General features: G+C 73.8%; 19 protein-coding genes. 13 read left to right on the plus strand and 6 right to left on the minus strand.

The annotated features are described in order from the left end of the window. Positions 1-12: 12 nt before the first annotated feature. Positions 13-633 carry a GNAT family N-acetyltransferase gene (locus NUM_RS16335; protein WP_207125719.1) on the plus strand — a complete coding sequence of 207 codons (621 nt, stop codon included), beginning with the start codon at positions 13-15 and terminating at the stop codon, positions 631-633. 196 nt (positions 634-829) lie between these two features. Continuing rightward, positions 830-2,086: a lactate racemase domain-containing protein gene (locus NUM_RS16340; protein ID WP_207125720.1), complete on the plus strand. Its 1,257-nt coding sequence runs from the start codon at positions 830-832 to the stop codon at positions 2,084-2,086. A 54-nt stretch (positions 2,087-2,140) separates the two neighbouring features. Here the strand turns inward: NUM_RS16340 and NUM_RS16345 are convergent, their stop codons facing one another. Further along, complete coding sequence (locus NUM_RS16345; RefSeq protein WP_207125721.1) at positions 2,141-3,307, minus strand: glycoside hydrolase family 76 protein; 1,167 nt, start codon at positions 3,305-3,307, stop codon at positions 2,141-2,143. Positions 3,308-3,744: 437 nt separating this feature from the next. Here NUM_RS16345 and NUM_RS16350 point away from each other — a divergent pair, with 437 nt between their 5' ends. The 7 genes from NUM_RS16350 to NUM_RS16380 all read left to right on the plus strand — a co-directional run bounded on the left by NUM_RS16350 (position 3,745) and on the right by NUM_RS16380 (position 8,463). Then, positions 3,745-4,077, plus strand: coding sequence for a hypothetical protein (locus NUM_RS16350; RefSeq protein WP_207125722.1), 333 nt, complete (start codon positions 3,745-3,747; stop codon positions 4,075-4,077). Positions 4,078-4,182: 105 nt separating this feature from the next. Beyond that, entirely contained in the window at positions 4,183-4,824 is a 642-nt protein-coding gene (locus NUM_RS16355) for a winged helix-turn-helix domain-containing protein (protein ID WP_225918625.1), read from the plus strand. After that, a complete protein-coding gene (locus tag NUM_RS16360; RefSeq protein WP_207125723.1) occupies positions 4,814-5,503 on the plus strand; it encodes an SRPBCC family protein in 690 nt (229 codons plus the stop codon). The genes NUM_RS16355 and NUM_RS16360 overlap by 11 nt, the downstream gene beginning before the upstream one ends. A 175-nt stretch (positions 5,504-5,678) precedes the next feature. After that, on the plus strand, positions 5,679-6,452 hold the full coding sequence (locus NUM_RS16365; protein WP_207125724.1) for an STAS domain-containing protein: 774 nt from the start codon (positions 5,679-5,681) through the stop codon (positions 6,450-6,452). 82 nt (positions 6,453-6,534) lie between these two features. Next, entirely contained in the window at positions 6,535-6,972 is a 438-nt protein-coding gene (locus tag NUM_RS16370) for a universal stress protein (RefSeq protein WP_225918647.1), read from the plus strand. Between the two features lie 70 nt (positions 6,973-7,042). Further along, positions 7,043-8,023: a quinone oxidoreductase family protein gene (locus NUM_RS16375; RefSeq protein WP_207125726.1), complete on the plus strand. Its 981-nt coding sequence runs from the start codon at positions 7,043-7,045 to the stop codon at positions 8,021-8,023. A gap of 20 nt (positions 8,024-8,043) precedes the next feature. Continuing rightward, positions 8,044-8,463: a RidA family protein gene (locus tag NUM_RS16380; RefSeq protein WP_225918626.1), complete on the plus strand. Its 420-nt coding sequence runs from the start codon at positions 8,044-8,046 to the stop codon at positions 8,461-8,463. 171 nt (positions 8,464-8,634) lie between these two features. Here the strand turns inward: NUM_RS16380 and NUM_RS16385 are convergent, their stop codons facing one another. Continuing rightward, positions 8,635-9,381 carry a hypothetical protein gene (locus NUM_RS16385; RefSeq protein ID WP_207125727.1) on the minus strand — a complete coding sequence of 249 codons (747 nt, stop codon included), beginning with the start codon at positions 9,379-9,381 and terminating at the stop codon, positions 8,635-8,637. Between the two features lie 156 nt (positions 9,382-9,537). Between NUM_RS16385 and NUM_RS16390 the strand changes: the two genes are divergently transcribed. Continuing rightward, on the plus strand, positions 9,538-10,659 hold the full coding sequence (locus tag NUM_RS16390; RefSeq protein WP_207125728.1) for a sensor histidine kinase: 1,122 nt from the start codon (positions 9,538-9,540) through the stop codon (positions 10,657-10,659). Continuing rightward, positions 10,656-11,321, plus strand: coding sequence for a response regulator (locus tag NUM_RS16395; RefSeq protein WP_207125729.1), 666 nt, complete (start codon positions 10,656-10,658; stop codon positions 11,319-11,321). The genes NUM_RS16390 and NUM_RS16395 overlap by 4 nt, the downstream gene beginning before the upstream one ends. A gap of 35 nt (positions 11,322-11,356) precedes the next feature. On the opposite strand, the gene NUM_RS16400 is transcribed toward NUM_RS16395, so the two are convergent. From NUM_RS16400 to NUM_RS16415, 4 genes are all read right to left on the minus strand, one after another. Continuing rightward, positions 11,357-11,782 carry a YkvA family protein gene (locus NUM_RS16400; RefSeq protein ID WP_207125730.1) on the minus strand — a complete coding sequence of 142 codons (426 nt, stop codon included), beginning with the start codon at positions 11,780-11,782 and terminating at the stop codon, positions 11,357-11,359. Then, on the minus strand, positions 11,772-12,338 hold the full coding sequence (locus NUM_RS16405; protein WP_207125731.1) for a Chromate resistance protein ChrB: 567 nt from the start codon (positions 12,336-12,338) through the stop codon (positions 11,772-11,774). Before NUM_RS16405 ends, NUM_RS16400 begins: the two co-directional genes overlap by 11 nt. Before the next feature lie 139 nt (positions 12,339-12,477). Then, entirely contained in the window at positions 12,478-13,305 is an 828-nt protein-coding gene (locus NUM_RS16410) for an SDR family NAD(P)-dependent oxidoreductase (protein ID WP_207125732.1), read from the minus strand. Positions 13,306-13,492: 187 nt separating this feature from the next. Further along, positions 13,493-13,912 carry a DUF4190 domain-containing protein gene (locus NUM_RS16415; RefSeq protein WP_207125733.1) on the minus strand — a complete coding sequence of 140 codons (420 nt, stop codon included), beginning with the start codon at positions 13,910-13,912 and terminating at the stop codon, positions 13,493-13,495. 255 nt (positions 13,913-14,167) lie between these two features. Here NUM_RS16415 and NUM_RS16420 point away from each other — a divergent pair, with 255 nt between their 5' ends. Then, complete coding sequence (locus tag NUM_RS16420; protein WP_207125734.1) at positions 14,168-17,314, plus strand: discoidin domain-containing protein; 3,147 nt, start codon at positions 14,168-14,170, stop codon at positions 17,312-17,314. Between the two features lie 78 nt (positions 17,315-17,392). Next, positions 17,393-17,956 (plus strand): GNAT family N-acetyltransferase, encoded by a 564-nt coding sequence (locus NUM_RS16425; protein ID WP_207125735.1) that lies wholly within the window; start codon positions 17,393-17,395, stop codon positions 17,954-17,956. Positions 17,957-18,031 lie beyond the last annotated feature (75 nt).

The raw sequence follows: 18,031 nt of genomic DNA on the forward strand, positions 1-18,031 counted from the left end.
AGGATGGCCGGCATGGTGACCGAGCAGCACGTCGTGCGGCAGGTACGGCGAGGCGAGGTGGACGCCGCGGCGGCCACCCTTGCCCGGGCGTTCGACGAGGACCCGGTGATGCGGTGGATGTTCGGCGACGCGGCGACGCTGCGGGCCGGCCTGCCGCGGATGTTCGGCACCATGATCCGCTGGTTCCACCTGCACCACCACGCCACCGAGCTGGTCGCCGGCGCCGGCGGACCGCTCGGCGTGGCGACCTGGGATCCGCCCGGCCGGTGGCGCACGCCGTGGTGGCGGACGGTCTGGGCGGTGCCGTCGCTGCTGCGCGCCATGCAGGGTCGGGTCGAGGCCGGGCAGGCGGTGATCAGCGCGATCGACGCCGTGCACCCCGACGAACCGCACTGGTACCTGGCGTACCTGGGCACCGAGCCGACCGCGCAGCGGCAGGGCATCGGCGGCCGGCTGCTGCGCTCCCGGCTCGCGGTGTGCGACGCCGAGGCGATGCCGGCGTACCTGGAGTCGAGCAACGAGGCGAACGTGCCCTACTACCGCTCGTTCGGGTTCGAGGTCACCCGCGAGATCGTGGTGCCCGACGGCGGCCCGACCCTGTGGGCGATGTGGCGCCCACCGGCCGCCGCCTAGCGCCCCGGAAACGCGGCCGGGTCGGTCGCCACGCGGCGGTACCGCGGTGAGCGGCCGGGTCGGTCGCCACGCGGCGGTACCGCGGTGAGCGGCCGCGTCGGTCGCCACGCGGCGGTACCGCGGTGAGCGGCCGCACCGGCCGGGCGGTGCGCGGCCCGGGCCTGGGTACCGTGGTGCCGGGACGACCGGAGGTGCGATGACGGCCGAGGCGATCGGTGGGCCGGCACAGACGCTGGCGCCGGAACGGGTCGACGCGTTCGTCCGCGAGGCGCTCGGCGCCGACGACCACACCGGCCGCTCGGTGTGCGTGCTGGTTCCCGACGCCACCCGCAGCTGCCCGCTGCCGCTGCTGCTCGACGCGGTGCACGGCGCGCTGGCCGGCCGGGTCGCCCGGCTCACCGTGCTGGTCGCCCTCGGTACCCACGCCGGCCTGGCCGAGCCGGACCTGGCCGCGCTGGTGGGGGCGAAGCCCGGCGGTATCGCCGACCGGTACCCGGGGATGGCGGTGCGCAACCACGAGTGGTGGGATCCCGCGCAGCTGACCACCGTGGGTCGGCTCTCCGCCGCCACCGTCGCGCGGCTGTCCGGCGGCCGGCTGCGGACCGGCGTCGACGTCACCGTGAACCGTGCCGCGGTCGAGCACGACACGCTGCTGGTGGTCGGGCCGGTGTTCCCGCACGAGGTGGTCGGCTTCTCCGGCGGCAACAAGTACCTGTTCCCCGGTATCGCCGGGCCGGAGGTGATCGACCTGTCGCACTGGCTCGGCGCGCTGATCGGCAGCGCCGAGATCATCGGTACCCGGGGGACCACGCCGGTGCGCGCGGTCATCGACGCTGCCGCCGCGCTGGTACCGGCGCGCCGCCGGGCGCTGTGCGTGGTGGTCGAGTCCGGCAGCGACGCGCTGCACTCGGTCGCCTACGGGAGTACCGAGGACGCCTGGGCCAGCGCCGCCGAGGTCGCCGCGCAGGCACACGTGCGGTACCTGGGCGCGCCGGTGCCACGGGTGCTGTCGCTGATCTCGACCCGCTACGACGAGCTGTGGACCGCCGCGAAGGGCATGTACAAGGTGGAGCCGGTGGTCGCCGACGGCGGCGAGGTGGTGCTGTACGCGCCGCACGTGCGCACCGTCAGCCACACCCACGACGCCGAGATCCGCGCGATCGGCTACCACTGCCGGGAGTTCTTCACCGCCCAGTGGGACCGCTACCGGCACCATCCGTGGGGCGTGCTGGCGCACTCCACGCACCTGCGCGGCGCCGGCAGCTACGACCCGGTGCAGGGCGAGCGGTGCCGGATCACCGTCACGCTGGCCACCGGCATCGACGAGGCCACCACCCGCTCGCTCGGCCTGAACCACCGCGACCCGGCCGGCATCGACCCGGCCGCCTGGTCCGCCGACCCCGGCACGCTCGTGGTCCACGACGCCGGCGAGATCCTCTACCGCCTGCGCTGATCCGGCCGCGCCGGGCCGCCCGCCCCGTTGCGCCCGGCCCGTCGTGCCGGTGCGTCAGGCGCGACCGAGCAGCGCGAACAGCTGGACCGCGGCGGACTGGTTGAGGGTGCCGACCGGCTGCGCCGGATCCGGTGCGCCGCCGTTGGACGCCTGGAACCGGAACAGCCCGGTGGCCGGATCCCGGTTGTCCTGCCACAGCCGGGTGGCGTAACTGTCCAGAGTGGACCGGTAGCCGGGCAGCAGCGGGAGCAGGTCGCGGAACAGGAACGCGTTGAACACCGCGGGCTGCTGGTAGAGCCGGTCGCCGGTGGTCCAGTACGCCATCGCGCCGCGCGCGTCGCTCAGTGCCAGGGACCGCCAGTGCCGGTCGCCGGTCGCCCGGTACAGCGCGTTCGCGGTGCCGATCATCGCGCCGGAGTTGTAGGTCCACAGCGTGTCGTCGTAGCTGCCGTCGTCGGCGAGGTCGTTGCGGTACAGGCCGGGCGAGCTCATCAGGCAGTCCCGGTTCCACCGGTAGGCACGGGTCGCCCACTGGAGGTAGATGTCGTCCCGGGTGATCGCGTACAGGTTCGCGGCCAGCTCGGCGAACAAGCCGGTCACGTTGGCCGCGCGGATGGTGTTCCAGCTCGCCTCGACCCAGTGCATGCCGCCCGGGCAGGCCTTGCTGGTGTCGGTGTCCCAGCCGCGCAGGTCGGTGCGGAACGCCTGCTTCGCGCCGGCGAGCGCGTCGGCGCCGCCGCCCCCGCGGTACGCGTCGACGAACGACAGCCCGACCACGGCGTTGTCGTCGTAGAACAGGTCGCCGTCGCCGCCCAGCGGTGCCGGCAGGTACGAGTCGTACCCGGGATGCGCCGGGTCGGTGCCGGCGTACTGGCCGATCGCGGCGAACCGGTCCGCGACGTCGTCGGCGTAGCGCCGGTGGTTGCCGGGAAGCGCGCGCAGCTCCAGCGTCGCCTGGGTGGCCTCACGGAACTCCCACACGTACGAGTACGGGTTGCCGCCGGGCGCCGCGGGCGTGCTCTCCGCGTACAGCCGGTGGCCGGTGTCGCCCAGGTGGAGGTGGTTCTGCAGGGCCCGGTAGCTGGCCTCGGCCCGGTCCGCCCACTGTGCCCGGTCGGAGTGGGCCGCGGCCGCTGCCGGGCCGGCCAGCGTGATCGCGGGGAGTGCGGCCAGCGCCGCCAGCAGCCATCGGATCCGCCTGCCGCGTCGAGCACCGTGCATCGTCCTGCCCCTTTCGTCGGTGATCGCAGCGACGTTAACGCTAACGTCGTCAATGGCACAAGAGCCCGGTATGAATGGACGTTACCGATATCCTCGACGGGCCGCTCCGGCGCGGCCGGGTGGTACCGCGCACCGGGGCCGGCGACGGAGCTGCCGCGGGCACGGCTCCGCCAGCCGTCGGCGGGTACGGCTGCCGGCGGAGCCGGCGCGGACCTCGGCGGCCGGATCGCACCTCTTCGCCGACCTGGTCGGGCGGGCGACGATCTCGGCGGGCGCCACGGCGGCCGGGTCGCGCGGCTTCGCCGAACCGGTCGGGGCGCGCCGGCCGGCTGCCTATAGTCGAGTTCGGGCGATCGGCCGAAGCCCGACAGCTGCTGCCGTTGCCCTGGCGCGGAACGGGACCGGACAGTTCATCCGTTGCAAGGCGGGAGCGCGACGTGCAGCAGCCACCGAACCTACAGATCGAGATCCTGGACCGGCTCGCGATCGACGACCTGATCGGGAAGGTCCACAGCGCCGCGGCGCAACCCGGTGCGGCGGACCAGGTGCGGGGTTGGCGCTCCGAGCACGGCACCGAGCACGCGACCCCGCGGGCCCGTTCGTTCGTGGTGATCGGACCGACGCTGATGTTCCTGCATCCGTGCCCGGACGGAATGATTCTGCCGTTCGCCGCCTATCCGGACGGCACGACCAAGGTCTACACCGACGCCGAGCACGCCGGGGAGAGCTTCTACCGCGACGCCGAGCCCGGCGCCGAACCGTCGGCGTGAGCCGCTGACCGCCATCGATCCGTACCGGCGTGCGCTGCGGCGGCGCTGACCGCCGGAGCCGCGTCGGCGCCGACCGTGCTGCCGCCACCGACAACAATGCTCTCCTTGACAAGAGAAGTTGTCGGTGACACGGTGGTGGGCATGTTGGATGTCGGGGTGATCGACGAGCCCGCCGCCGCCGCGGCGACGCTGGACCCGGTGCGCGCCCGCCTGCTGCACGAGCTGGCGAGCCCGGCCTCCGCGTCGACGCTGGCGGCGCGGCTGGGGCTGAGCAGACAGAAGGTCAACTACCACCTGCGCGGGCTGGAACGGCACGGCCTGGTCGAGCTGGTCGAGGAGCGCCGCAAGGGCAACATGACCGAGCGGGTGCTGCGGGCCAGCGCCCAGGCGTACGTGATCTCGCCGGCCGCGGCCGGGCCGGTGGCGCCGGATCCGGCCCGCTCGCCCGATCGGCTGTCCGCCCAGTGGCTGCTCGCGGTGGCCGCGCGGCTGGTCCAGGACGTCGGCGCGCTCCTCACCGCGGGCACCCGGGCCGGCCGGCGGGTCGCCACCTTCACCATCGACGGGGAGGTCCGGTTCGCGAGCGCGGCGGATCGCGCGAGGTTCGCCACCGAGCTGTCCGACGCGGTCGCCGGGCTGGTGGCCAAGTACCACGACGAGAGCGCGACGCGGGGCCGGCGGCACCGGATCGTGGTGGCGTTGCACCCGAGCATGCGACACACCGAGGAGGGGCGAGATGGGGCGTGAATTCGCGCTGCGCAAACAGATCGAGCTGCCGGCCACGCCGGAGGAGGTGTGGCGGGCCATCTCGACGACGGACGGCCTGACAGCCTGGTTCATGCCGATGGAGATCGACCCGGACGCGGCCGGCGTCGAGGCCGACCCGCCACGCCGGTTGCTGGTCCGCACACCGGCGGCCGAGGACGGCAGCACGCAGGCCTTCGAGTACCTGATCGAGGCGCGGGACGGCGGCAGCTGCCTGCTCCGGTTCGTCCACAGTGGATTCCTCGGTGACGACTGGGGCGACGAGTACGAGGGGATGACCGGCAGCGGCTGGGACATGTACCTGGACACGCTCGCTGCCTACCTGCGGCACTTCCGCGGGAAGCCGGCGTCCTACGTGGAGGCGGCGGGGCCCGGCGCCGGTGGCTGGGAGCGGCTGCTGCGCGCGCTCGGTGCGCCGACGCTCGGTGCGCCGGTGACGATCGAGCTGCCGGACGGGTCGAAGGTCGACGGTACGGTGGACTACCGCAGCGCGAACTTCGTCGGGCTGCGCACCGCCGACACGCTCGTCCGGTTCCATGACCGGACTCCGCTCGGGCTCCCGGTGGCGGTCAGCGAGCACCGCTACGGTGCGCCGCAGCCGCCGGAGCGCGCCGAGACCTGGCTGTCCTGGCTCGCCGCCACGCTCGATCCGCCAGCGTGAACGCCGCTGGGTGATCGCGCCGCCACCCGTGCCCGTACCCCCTGGGGGTACGGGCACGGGCTGCCTGCGATGGTGGGCACGGTTGCGCCGGGGCCTGCGCGGGTAAGGAGGGGTGACGTGCCGGGAGTTCTCCGACACGGCCGGCCCGCACCCGAGGCGAAGGTGGTGACAACCGTTGGCTGCGGACGAAACCTCGTCGGGACCGGGGGCGCGGCCCGCGTCGCCGGGATCGTCCACACAGGACACCGACGGGTTGCGCTGTGAGGTGATCGACGGCGTCGGCTTCGACCTGGTTCGGCTCACCGGATCGATCGACGAAGCGGACGACCGGCAGGTGCGTCGGGTTGTCAGCGCCGTCCTGATGGCCCATCCGCGGGTGGTGGTCGACTGCAGCCGGCTGCACACGTCCAGCCCGGCGGCGCTGGCGCTGCTGTGCCACGCGTACGAACGGGCCGGCGGCTGGCCGGTCAGCCGGCTGTGCCTGTACGGGCTCGACGACGAGCAGGCCCGGTGGTGCGAGGAAACCGTGCTGGCCGAACGGGTACCGGTCGCCGACTCGATGCGCGACGCCGTTGCCGCGCTGGACGAACCGCCCCGGGTACTGCGGCGCAGCGCCACGCTCGTGCCGGGCCCGCGGCTGGCCCGCGACGCGCGTTCGCTCGTCGAGTCCTGCGGCCACGACTGGCAACTGCCGCGATGGGTGCGTACCCCGGCGGCCCTGTCGGCCAGTGAACTGGTCAACGGCGCGGCCGAGGCGGGCGCGGTCGAGGTGCGGGTGCTCGTCGAGCGCCGGCCGCACCAGCTCGGGCTCACCGTACTGGCACATCGCGATCGCGGTGGGCAGCTCGGCGCGCTGACCGAGATCACCCTGGACGCGTTCGCCGACACGTGGTCCACCGAATCGACCCGGTACGGCCGGCGTACCAGCGCGACGTTCGTCGTCGAGTGACACCGGCCGGCGCGTCGAGGCGTCGAGGTCGGTAGCTGTACCCGACTGGCCGGGCCGGCCGGCAGGAGAGGAGTGGTTGGTGATGTACCGAAACATCGTGGTGGCGCTCAGCGGGGCGGACGACTCGTCGCGGGTGCTGGCGCACGCCTCCGGGCTGGCCACGACCACCGGTGCGCGGGTCCGGGTCCTGCACGTGCGGGCGGTCGACTGCGTCGAACCGTCCACGCTGGGGATGACCCCGTCGGCACCCACCCTGGTACGGGAGGAGCAGGGGGTGGCGCACGAGCTGGTGGACCGGGCCGTCGGGGAGCTGATCGGCGCCGGCGTCGACGCGTACGGCGACGTGGTCGAGGCCATGCGGGCCGAGGTCGCCGTGACCGTGTCGGAGGTGGCCGCGTCGAGCAACGCCGATCTGATCGTGGTGGGCGGGCACCAGGGCGGGTTGCTCGCCGGGCTGCTGGGAAACACGGGGGAGCGCGTCGCCCGGCTGTCCCCGATCCCGGTCCTCCTCGTCCCCTGATTCTTTCGACGATTGTCGAACTATGTAGTAGGGTGGCGTCTGCTTTCGACGGACATCGAAGGGTGGGGCCATGCGCGCGTTGGTGATCGGTGCACCGTCCGACGGACCGGACACCAGCCAGGTCGCGGAGCTGCCCGACCCGGCACCGGGGCCGGGCGAGGTCACCATCGACGTCGAGTACGCCGGGATCAACTTCGTCGACGTGATGCTGCGACGCGGCGACCAGCCGTACGCGGACAGCTTCCCGGCGTACCCCGGCGACGAGGTGGCCGGCACGGTGCGCGCGGTGGGGGAGGGCGTCACCGGGCTCGCCGCCGGTACCCGGGTCGCGGCGTTCCTGACCGCCGGCGGGCTCGCCAGCATCGCGCGGGCCCGCGCCGAGCTGACGGTGCCGGTACCCGCCGGGGTGCCGGCACCGCTCGCCGCCGCCACCCCGGCGGTGCTGGCCACCGGGTACCTGCTGCTGACCGAGGCGGCCCGGTTCCGCGGCGGCGAGCGGGTGCTGGTGCACTCGGCCAGCGGCGGCGTCGGCAGCGCGGTGGCGCAACTGGTACCGGTGCTCGGCGGCGGCCGGCTGATCGGCACCGTCGGACGAGCCGGCAAGGAATCGGCCGCGCTCGCCGCCGGCTACGATGCCGCGTTCGCCCGCGACGCCGGCTATCCGGACCGGGTGCGGGCCGCGGCCGGCGGCGGCGTCGACGTGGTACTCGACGCGCTCGGTGCCGGTGAACTCGACCACGACCTCGCGCTCGCCGCGCCCGGCGGCCGCATCGTGCTGTTCGGCAACGCCACCGGCGGCGCTCCCGCCGCGCTGCCGAACATCCCCCGGCTGATGGGCGGCAACGTGTCGGTCGGCGGCTTCTCCATCTCCGCCCTGTCCCGCACCGCGCCGGACCGGGTCGCCGACGCGATCGGCCGCTGCCTCGACCTGCTGGCGGCCGGGCGGCTCGGCCTGCCGGTCACCGAGGTGGACGGCCTGGCCGCGGCGCCGGCGGTGCACCAGCTGCTCGCCGAGGGCCGCGGCCAGGGCAAGTACGTGGTCCGGGTCTGACCTGCCCCGGTGCCGAAGGGATGACGATGATCGAGTTCTTCGAGCGGCCGGACGGGACGCCGCCCGCCAACGGCTACAGTCACGCCGCGCGCGGCGCCGGACGGCTGGTCGCGGTGTCCGGGCAGCTGCCGGTCGACCCGCAGGGCGTCCTGGTGGGGGCCGAGGACGCCCTGGCACAGGCCCGGCAGGTGTTCGCGAACCTGGGTACCGCGCTCGCCGCGGCCGGCGCCCGACCACCCGAGCTGCTGCGGCTCACGTTCTTCCTCACCGACCTCGCCGACCTGCCGGCGGTGCGTACCGCCCGGGACGAGTTCCTCGGCGACGGCCCGCTGCCCACCAGCTCGCTGGTCCAGGTCGTCGGCCTGGTCCTGCCCGGTGCCCGGATCGAGATCGACGCCCTCGCCGTGGTCGACGACTCCGCCGCGCCGCACGCCGGCTGAGCCGGTACGGCAGACGGCTCCACCGGCGCTCTGCCGCCTCGCCCGCAGGCCGAGCCGTACGGGCGGCGACGCCACGAGCGGTCGGTGACTCCGCGGCGTCGCGTACCCGTCGAGCCCGCTCGGGGCCGGTGCCGAGCGGGCTCGGTTCGATCCCGAGTGGGCTCGGTTCGATTACCCGAGCTGGCCGAACACCACCGCGAACACGGCGAGCGGCACGACCGCGACGGCCACCACGAGCCGCGGCCGCGGCGCGGTGGCGAGGGTACGGACCCCGAGCGGTACGAACGCGACGGCCAGCCCCGCGACCTCGACCACCGAGGCGACGGTACTGCCCTTGAGGACGCCGATCATCAGCCCGGCCATCAGGGCCAGCGCGACGCTGCGCACCGCGCCCATCGTCCGGGACAGGTAGCAGCCGGCGGCCAACACCACCCAGCCGGCCATGATGCCCGCGTCGAGGCTGGCGACCACGTACTCGGGATGGGTGTAGTACTGCGCGACCGCGCTCGTCGCCGCGCCCACCCCGGCGGAGTCGACCAGGCTGAACGCGAACGTGTCGACACCGTAGTGGAAGCTGCGCGCGAACAGCCCCAGCAGCACCAGCGCGGCGCCGCCGGCGGCCCAGCGCGGTCGGGTGGCGCCGACCCGCGCCGCGACGGCCAGCACCGCCGGCCACAGGGTGATGACGCCGGCCAGGAACGTGGCGTACGCGGCGGACATCAGCGCGGGGTGGCGGTCGTACCCGGCGAGCTGGTGCGGGAAGAAGAACGGCGTGCCCAGCCGCAGCAGGGTGCCGGCGAGCAGCAGGATCGGCGCCACCGCCAGGGACAGCCCGGACAGCCATGGCCCCGGGAACCGGAAGTCGGTCGTGTCGCTGGGTACGGACCGGTGGTACCAGCGTCGGGTCGGGTTGGTCATGCCCACAGCGTCGGTGCCGGCACCCTCGCGGCGCATCGGACCGGTGCCCGACCTCGTGCCCGCCGAGCCGGGATGACGGTGTCGCCGCAGGTACGGGCAGGGTCTGTCAGACCGTGGTCCGACGCCGGCCGGCCCGGCTCGGGTTAGCGTGCACGGATGATCGTCGATACGGGTGGCCGGCGGTGGCTCGTGGCCGACGCCGCGGCCGCGCTGCTCGTGGTCGCGGTGAGCGGCTTCGCGATGGTCGACCTGGGCGCCGGTGGCGGTGCGTGGCTGCCGCTCGCGGTGCTGGTGGGTGCCCCGGTCGCCGTCCGGCGACGCTGGCCGCTGCCGGCCGCGGGGGTGGCGCTCGCCGCCGCCCTGTTCGCCGTGCGCAGCGGCGCGATACCGACGGTGGCCGCGCCGGCGCCGTACGCGGCGGTGGCCCTGACCCAGTACCTGGTGGGCGTACGGGTCTCGCGCCCGGCCGCGGCGGTCACGATCGTGGTCGCGGCGGTCGCCGCGGTCCTCGTGATCGGGCACGGCTCGGGCTCGGCGGTGCTGATCGCGACGATGGTGTGCGCGCCGTGGGCGCTCGGCCGCTACGTCGGGTACCGGCGGGCCCGGGCCGAGCGGGCCGGCACCGAACTGGCCGAGCACGCGGTCGCCGAGGACCGGCTGCGCATCGCTCGGGACATGCACGACGTGATCGGCCACGACCTGTCCCTGATCGCGGTGAAGGCCAGCGTGGCGCGCCATGTGGCGCTGGCACGGCCGCAGGAGAGTCAGGACGCGCTGGCCGTGATCGAGACGGCCAGCAGGGAGGCGCTCACCGAGCTGCGACGGGTTCTCGGCCTGCTGCGCGAGGGTGCGGACACCGTGGCCCCCGCCGGTACCGAGGAGGAGCTGCGCGAGCTGGCGGATCGCGCCCGGCAGGCGGGGGTCGAGCTGACCGTGACGCTGCGGCGACCGGAACTGCCGCCGGACGGGGTACGCCTGACCGTGTACCGGATCGTGCAGGAGGCGCTGACCAACGTGGTCCGGCACGCCGGGCCGACCCGCTGCCGGCTGGCCGTGGTCGCCGATGCGACCGCGGTCACCGTCGAGATCAGTGACGAGGGCCGGCGCGGTGCTCCGCCACGGGACGCGGTGCGCGGTGCCGGGCACGGGCTGCGCGGGATGCGGGAGCGGGTCGCCGCCTACGACGGCACCCTCGTCGCCGCGGCCCACCCGGCCGGCGGATTCCGGGTGGCGGCGCGGATTCCGTACCCGGCGGTCGGGGAGGATGGACGACCGTGAGCGAACCGATCCGAGTACTGATCGCCGACGACCAGACGCTGCTGCGAGACAGCTTCCGGGTGCTGCTCGACGCCGTGGACGGCCTCGCGGTCGTCGGCGAGGCCGGTACCGGCGACGAGGCGGTGCGGCTGGCACTGGCCGAGCGACCGGACGTGGTGCTGATGGACGTCCGGATGCCGCGCATGACCGGAATCGAGGCCACCCAACGGATCTGCGCGCAGACCGACGTGCGGGTGCTGATCCTGACCACGTTCGACCACGACGAGTACGTGTACGCGGCGCTGCGTGCCGGCGCGTCCGGCTTCCTGCTCAAGGACACGTCCGCGGCCGACCTGCTCGCCGGTATCCGGGTCGTCGCCGCCGGCGAGTCGCTGCTCGCCCCGACCGTCACCCGGCGGCTGATCGCCCAGTACGTCGGGCAGCCGCGGCCGTCCCGGCCGTTCTCGCCGCGGCTGTCCGGGCTGACCGACCGTGAACGCGAGGTGCTCGCCCTGATCGCCCGCGGACTGTCCAATCCGGACATCGCCGCGCACCTGACCGTCAGCCTGGCCACCGTCAAGACGCACGTCGGACGCCTGCTCACGAAGCTCGCCGCCCGCGACCGGGCCCAGCTGGTCATCACCGCCTACGAGACCGGCCTGGTCACCCCGTCCGGACCGTGACCCGCAACGGTGGTGCGCGCACGGCACCGGACCGCTCAGGGTTGCCGCCGTGCGAGCCCGGTGCGGGTGAGCCGGTGGATGGCGGCGAGGCCGTCGGGGGTGCCGGGCCAGTGCCGGGCGATCGCGTCGGGTCCGGCTCGGCGGATGGTGGAACGCAGCACGACCGCCACGATGATGGCGTCGTCGGCGTAGCCCAGCACGGGGATGAAGTCGGGGATCAGGTCGATCGGCAGGGCGAGGTAGCCCAGCAGCAGCCACAACCGGATCCGCACGCCGCGGGGCAGGGACCTGTCGCGGGCCAGCCGGGTCACCAGCCGCAGCAGGTCGGGCAGGACGCGCACCATCTCGCCGAGCAGCCCGCCGGTCGGCCGGGCCAGGGCGAGAAACGCGACCAGGATCAGCCACAGCAGGATCAGCCCGCCGACCAGGCCGGCCGCGGCGATCAGCAGGTCAGTCCACATCGGTGCCGGCCGGTTCGTGGTCGGCGCCGGCCGACCGTTCGGTGAACTCCCGCAGTCGCCGTGCGGCCCGGGTCACCGCCTGCTCGGCCGCGGCGCGGCCGGCCGCACCGTACCGGTCGCGGGTGCCCACGGCGGCCAGCCAGCGGCGCAGCTTGGCCAGGTCGGCCTCGTTCTCCTCCACCTCGGCGAAGGTGAACTTGCCCCGCGCCGATTCGGTGGCCAGCTCGGCGATCAGCGCCTCCGCGCGCTCGACGACCTCGGCGTACTCGGCGTCCCGGTCCGCGTTCGCCCGGGCCAGCAGCGCCCGGTGCGCCGGCACGCTCATCGCGTCGATCGGGTACGTGTCGAAGCTGCCACCGGCCTCGGTCACGCCCGCGGCGAGCGCGGCCAGCGTGGCGTCGTCGGCCGCGCCGGCCGGGAGCAGGCAGGTCGAGGCGCCGACGTACACGGCGCCCAGCCGGTGCAGTCGCCGCCAGGTGGACACGCGTGCGGTGGACGGCTGGGCCGGCGCCCGGTAGCCGATCAGCAGCCACGCCCGGCTCTCGTCCGTACTCATCCGGGCAATCGTGCAACAGGTGTTGCATCGACGCAACACCTGTTGCAACGTGGTGGCCCGCGGACCGGACGCGAGGCCCGAACCGGTACACCAGGGGAGGTTTCCGCGGCTGATCCGGTCGGGACGGAACGGGCCGGGATCAGCCGGCGGAGACCAGCTGTTCGGAGCGGTCCCACAGGGCGCGGGCGAGTTCCGGGTCGGCGGCCTGGCGGTTGACCGGGCCGGCCGGCCGGCTCTTCTCGTAGTACCCGCCGGACTGCCAGGTCTCGCCGGGAGTGCCGCCGGCGAGGAAGCTCAGCCGGGCGCCGCCCTTGTCCGCGTCGACCAGGAACAGCTTCATCACCGGCAACTGGTACGTGAGGCGCACCAGCGCCGAGCCGCTGGAACCGAAGTTGCTCGCCACCGCACCGGGATGAAACGCCGCCGCCGACAGGCCCTGCTCGTGGTAGCGGCGGTGCAGTTCGTTGCTGAACAGGATGTTGGCCAGCTTGGTGTCGCTGTAGGCGCCGGTCGCGCTGCGCTTGCGCAGGGTGCCGAGCTCGTCGACGTCGATCCGGCCGCCCTTGGCCATCGCGCTTGACGTCTGGATGACCGCGGCCTTCGAGGCGATCAGCCGCTCCAGCAGCAGGCTGGTGAGCAGGAACGGTGAGAGATGGTTGATCTGCAGGGTGTAGTCGAAGCCGTCGGTCGTGGTCTGCTGGCCGTAGATGCCGCCGGCGTTGTTGGCCAGCACGTCGATCCGCGGGTACGCGTCGAGCAGCTCCCGCGCGAGCGCCCGCACCTGGTCGAACTCGACGAAGTCCGCCAGGTGGTACGGGCGGCCGAGCTCGTCGGCGATCCGCTTGGTCTTGTCCGGTGAGCGGCCGACGAGCACCACGTCGTCGCCGCGTTCGGTGAGTTGTCGGGCCGCGGCGGCGCCGATCCCGTCGCTGGCCCCGGTGATGACGATGGTCCGCTGCTCGGCCATGAGCCCTCTTCCTCACTACCAGACGGTCGTACGTGAGAGGAACGTGGCGGCGGATCCGGTCCGCGGCGCCTGGTGTCCATGATGGACCCGCGCGCAAGCGGGTGTCGGCGAACCGTGCTGGTTCGGGCCTCGTGCCCGGTCTTCGGAGCGCGCCGGGCGGGGAGTCGGCTCCCCGCCCGGCAGTTGCTCAGGTCTGGTCCTGCACCTGCTTCATCAGGTCCAGGCCGACGCCGGACACCGCCAGGATGATCTGCACGACGAAGTACGCCGCACCGATGATCCCGAGAATCAGGCCGACGGTGCCCAGGGTCTTGTTGGTCGCCTGCCCGTTGTCGGCCTTCTTGCGGCCGAGCACGCCGAGAATGATCGCGGGCACGCCGCCCCAGATGCCGGCGTAGAAGCAGCAGAGGACGATCGACACGATGCCGGCGACCAGCGCGATGATGTTCAGCGCGTTACCGCTGGTGTCGGCGGGCTGGCCGCCCATGCCGGGTGGCGGCGGGGGCATGCCGGGGCCACCGGGGCCCTGCCCGTACGGGGGTTGCGACGTTCCTCCGTCGTAGGGGTCGCCCGGGCCACCGGGCCCGGTCGGCGGGATCGTAGTCACGCTGGCAGTTCTCCTCCGTCAGCCACGGCGTCCTGGTCGACGCCGTGTGTTGGCCTGCGGGTCAGCCATACCCACACAGTCGGGAAAGACTACATCCGCAGGGTGTGGCCTCACATCATCGATGTTGACCGCAACCCCGCGGCCCACGTACGGCGGCGATCGGGGACTCGCGGCATCGTCGTTCGGTGACCGACGGGTGGCGCAGCGCAGCGTCACGGGGTCGACCGCGCGTACCGGATGTGTGAGGATCCGGTCATGACAACGTTGCCAGGCGAGTCGTCGACCGTGCAGCCCGGCCTGAGTCGTCGCGGACTCCTGCAGGCGGCGGGCGCCGCCGGCGCGCTCGCCGCCGCATTGCCTTACGTTGCACCGGATCGCGCCGCGGCCACGACCGCCGACGCGCGGCGACGGCTCGCCGCCGACGAGGTCGCGCGCACCTACCATCGGGTACTGCTCCGGCACACTCGGTGGGCCGAAACGCAGTGGGACGAGAGCGCCGGCCACTACCTCGCGAAGGACTTCTCGTTCGCGGTCGTGCTCGGCAATGCGGTGTTGCTGACTCGTGACGGTTACGACGCGGAGCTCGCCGGTGTCGATGCCGCGACGTTGCGGCAACACACGGTCGCCACGCTGTCGCACTTCGCCGCGTCGAACCGGCTGCTCGGCGGCACCGAGTGGGGCAAGACGCTGTTCTTCGACACCACCTTCCAGCTCTACTTCCAGCTGGCCGGGCGGCTGCTGTGGGACGAGCTCGACGCGCGGACCCGGACCGACCTCGACCTGATCGCCCGGCGGCAGGCCGACTACACCGTCTCGCTGGGCAGCGGCGACGATCCGCTGTCCGGATCGTGGACACCGCACGGGTTGTCCGGCGGCTGGGTCGGCGACACCAAGCTGGAGGAGATGGGCGTCTACGCGCAGTCCATCGCGCCCGCGCTGGCCTGGGCGCCGGACGCGGCCAGTGCGGCGGGCTGGCGCGACTGGTACGACCGGTGGAGCCGCAACGAGACCGGCCACCCGGCGGCCGACCACGCCAACCCGGCGATCGTCGACGGCGCGCGGGTGTCCAGCAACACCGCGCACAACCTGTACGACACGTTCCTGGTGGAGAACCACGGCTCGTTCGGACCGCACTACCAGTGCGAGCTGTGGCGCACCTCCGGCCGCAACGGCATCCACTTCATCACCGCCGGTCAACCGATGCCGGCGGTACTGGCCGAGCAGCCGAACGGGGACCGGTTGTGGCGCAGCATCCTCGCGGTGATGAGCGACGCGGGTGAGCCGCTGATGCCGATGGTCGCCGACCGGGAACACCTGTACGGCCGGGACGTCATCCCGATCGCGTTCCTGGCGCAGGTGCTGGGCGACCGGCGGGCGGCGTGGGCCGAGCAGGCGCTGGCCGCGCGGCTCGACGCCTACCAGGACTATCCGCCGCAGTACCGGATCACGAAGTTCTCCGGCGAGCCCAAGTACGAGCCGGAGGCACGCGCCGAGGTGGCGATCAGCTACCTGTTGCACGAGTGGCGGGCCCGGGAACGCGGCCCGGTGGCGCCACTGTCGGCGGCCGAGGTGTTCGCCGACGCGGCCGGCGTCCTCGACTTCGGTACCGGGCCGGGTCTGGTCGCGCACCAGTCGCCGGCGGCGTGGGCGGGCGCGGTCAGCAAGCCGGGCTTCGCCAAGTTCGCCTGGCAGCCGGGGCACGACGACTGGCTGTTCGTCCTGAGTGGACCGACGCCGATGTTCCTGCCCGCCACCGGCGCCGCGGTGCGCAGCCGCACCGTCGCCGCCTACACCCGGGTACGGGACGGGTTCGACGCCAGCGCGGTGGTGCTCGGCTTCGACACCGGCCGCGCCGGGTTCGCCTCGCTGCCCGGCGGTTCGGTGGTGTACGCGTCCAGCGGTGTCGCCGCCGGCGAGGGGCACCTGGAGGTCCACAACCTCACCATGCCGGGCGTGCCCGGTCTCGACGGGGACCGTACCTACACCGCCGCCGAGGGCGGCGTGACCGTGCCGGCGAACGACGACTCGTCCGGCGCGGCGCGGGTCGACACCGTCACGTTCGACCGGACGAGCGCGCGCTGGGTGCGGATGCTCGGCGTCACCCCGGATCCCCGGTACGGGTACTCGATCATCGAGTTCGCGGTGCGGGACGGCGCCGGCGCGAACCTGGCGCAGGGCAGGGCGACGAGCGCGTCGTCGGCCGACACCGGGCATGCCGCCGGGTACGCCACGGACGGCGACGACGCGACCCGCTGGGCGGTGTCCAAGGCCGATCGACCGCGCGCCGACAGCTGGCTCGCGGTCGATCTCGGCAGCACGGTCGGCTTCGACCGGGTGCGGATCGACTGGGAGGCGGCGGCCGGCCGTGCTTACCGCATCCAGGTGTCGGCCGACGGCGCGAGCTGGACCGACGTGGCGAGCTACCCGCATCCCGACCTGTCCAGCACCGGTGGCTGGCTGAACGTCGACGGGCGCGCCGGACTGGTCGTGCGCGGCAGCGAGCACCCGATCACCGTGCAGGGCAACGTGATCACGCTCGCCGACGGCCCGGCCGCGCCGCTGCTGGTGGAGGGGCGCCCCGGGCTGGATGCCGCCGCCACCCGCACGGCGGCGGCCGCCCCGGCGCCGTCCACCGACGCCGACGGGCTGGCCGCGAGCCTCGCCGAGGGGTACCTCAGCCTGTTCAACCTGACCGGATCCCGGCTGACCGGGACCGTGACGATTCCGTTGCAGGGCAACGCGGTGCCGCTCTTCGCCGGTACGCAGACCACGACCGTGCACGGTGCCGCCTACCGCGCGGAGCTGCCCGCCGCCAGCGGTGCGGTGCTCGCGCCGTGGTTCGGCGTCGAACCGGTCGGCGGACACCGGCTGCCGGCAGGGCTCGTCGTCGAGGTGCTCGACGCGCAGCGGCTGCGGCTGCACGGGCCGTCCGGCCCGGTACGGGTGCGCAGCCGCCACGGCGCCGACCGGGTCGTCGTGGTCGGCGCGCACCGCACCGACGTGGTCTTCCGGTCGGTCCCGGCGTACCCGATCGCCGACCTGGCGCTGGGTCGGGTGACGTTCCCGACCAGCCCGCTGCCGGCCGGCATGACCGACCCGGTCGCCGCGGTGGACGGCAGCGACGCGACGGCGTGGACGCCGGGTCGCGCCGGCCGGATGGTGGTCGACCTGGGCAGCGACCAGCCGCTCGGCGCCATCGAATTGACCTGGACGTCCGGCCGCCCGCTCGCCGCCACCGTGTCGACCAGCACCGACGGCCTGTCGTACCGCGAGGTTGCCCGGCTGCGCGCCGGCCAGCGCCGGGCCGACCTGTCCGGCACCGCCCGCTACGTCGCCGTCTCGGTACCGGGCTGGCGGCACGGCGACGCGCACCTGCGGCACCTGGTGGTGGAGCCGGCCTGAGGGTCGACCGGACGCCGTCGATGTCGTCATCGAGACAGGGGCATGGGGTTGGCGTCGTATCGGCGCCATGATGACGTCATGTTTCCTGTCGAGCTCAACGGCCGCCGGGCCGGCTGGCGCGAGATCACCGTCGACGACGCCGAGGTCGTCGTCGGCTGGCAGTCCGTCCCGGAGATCTTCACCTACATCGAGTCCCCGGAGGGGACGACGCTGGCGGGACACCGGCAGCTGATCAGCGGCTACGTCGAGGACGGTCAGCGGCTCGACGATCGCCGCGACTACAGCCTCGCGCTCACCGTCGACGGGCAGCTCGCCGGTACCGGTGGCATCCATCTCCGCGACGGCGACCCGAGCTGCGCCGAGCTGGGTTACCTGCTGCACCCCGACCACTGGGGCAAGGGCATCGCCACCGAGGCAGCGGGCCTGCTGCTGCGGTTCGCGTTCGACACCCTGCGGCTACACCGGGTGGAGGCCCTCACCCGGCCGGACAACCTCGCGTCGCGGCGCGTCCTGGAGAAGATCGGCATGACCCGGGAAGGCCTGCGCCGCCAGGACGTCCACCTGCACGGCCGGTGGCACGACTCGCTGCTGTTCGCGATCCTCGAGACCGATCCCGTCCCGGCCGCGCCGTCGAGCCACTGAACCATCGGGATCGGTTGCCGGACAAGCGATGCCGACGCCACCCGCCGCGCCCCGACCGCACCGTACCGGCGGGGT

The organism is Actinocatenispora comari, from assembly GCF_017312725.1.
Taxonomy (GTDB): Bacteria; Actinomycetota; Actinomycetes; order Mycobacteriales; family Micromonosporaceae; genus Actinocatenispora; species Actinocatenispora comari.

What these genes read in the sequence shown, in the direction of transcription:
- NUM_RS16335 (WP_207125719.1), top strand. Translation starts at nt 13, where the DNA reads ATGGTGACCGAGCAGCACGTCGTGCGGCAGGTACGGCGAGGCGAGGTG.
- NUM_RS16340 (WP_207125720.1), top strand. Translation starts at nt 830, where the DNA reads ATGACGGCCGAGGCGATCGGTGGGCCGGCACAGACGCTGGCGCCGGAA.
- NUM_RS16345 (WP_207125721.1), bottom strand. Translation starts at nt 3,307, where the DNA reads ATGCACGGTGCTCGACGCGGCAGGCGGATCCGATGGCTGCTGGCGGCG.
- NUM_RS16360 (WP_207125723.1), top strand. Translation starts at nt 4,814, where the DNA reads ATGGGGCGTGAATTCGCGCTGCGCAAACAGATCGAGCTGCCGGCCACG.
- NUM_RS16370 (WP_225918647.1), top strand. Translation starts at nt 6,535, where the DNA reads ATGTACCGAAACATCGTGGTGGCGCTCAGCGGGGCGGACGACTCGTCG.
- NUM_RS16375 (WP_207125726.1), top strand. Translation starts at nt 7,043, where the DNA reads ATGCGCGCGTTGGTGATCGGTGCACCGTCCGACGGACCGGACACCAGC.
- NUM_RS16380 (WP_225918626.1), top strand. Translation starts at nt 8,044, where the DNA reads ATGACGATGATCGAGTTCTTCGAGCGGCCGGACGGGACGCCGCCCGCC.
- NUM_RS16385 (WP_207125727.1), bottom strand. Translation starts at nt 9,381, where the DNA reads ATGACCAACCCGACCCGACGCTGGTACCACCGGTCCGTACCCAGCGAC.
- NUM_RS16390 (WP_207125728.1), top strand. Translation starts at nt 9,538, where the DNA reads ATGATCGTCGATACGGGTGGCCGGCGGTGGCTCGTGGCCGACGCCGCG.
- NUM_RS16400 (WP_207125730.1), bottom strand. Translation starts at nt 11,782, where the DNA reads ATGTGGACTGACCTGCTGATCGCCGCGGCCGGCCTGGTCGGCGGGCTG.
- NUM_RS16405 (WP_207125731.1), bottom strand. Translation starts at nt 12,338, where the DNA reads ATGAGTACGGACGAGAGCCGGGCGTGGCTGCTGATCGGCTACCGGGCG.
- NUM_RS16410 (WP_207125732.1), bottom strand. Translation starts at nt 13,305, where the DNA reads ATGGCCGAGCAGCGGACCATCGTCATCACCGGGGCCAGCGACGGGATC.
- NUM_RS16420 (WP_207125734.1), top strand. Translation starts at nt 14,168, where the DNA reads ATGACAACGTTGCCAGGCGAGTCGTCGACCGTGCAGCCCGGCCTGAGT.
- NUM_RS16425 (WP_207125735.1), top strand. Translation starts at nt 17,393, where the DNA reads ATGTTTCCTGTCGAGCTCAACGGCCGCCGGGCCGGCTGGCGCGAGATC.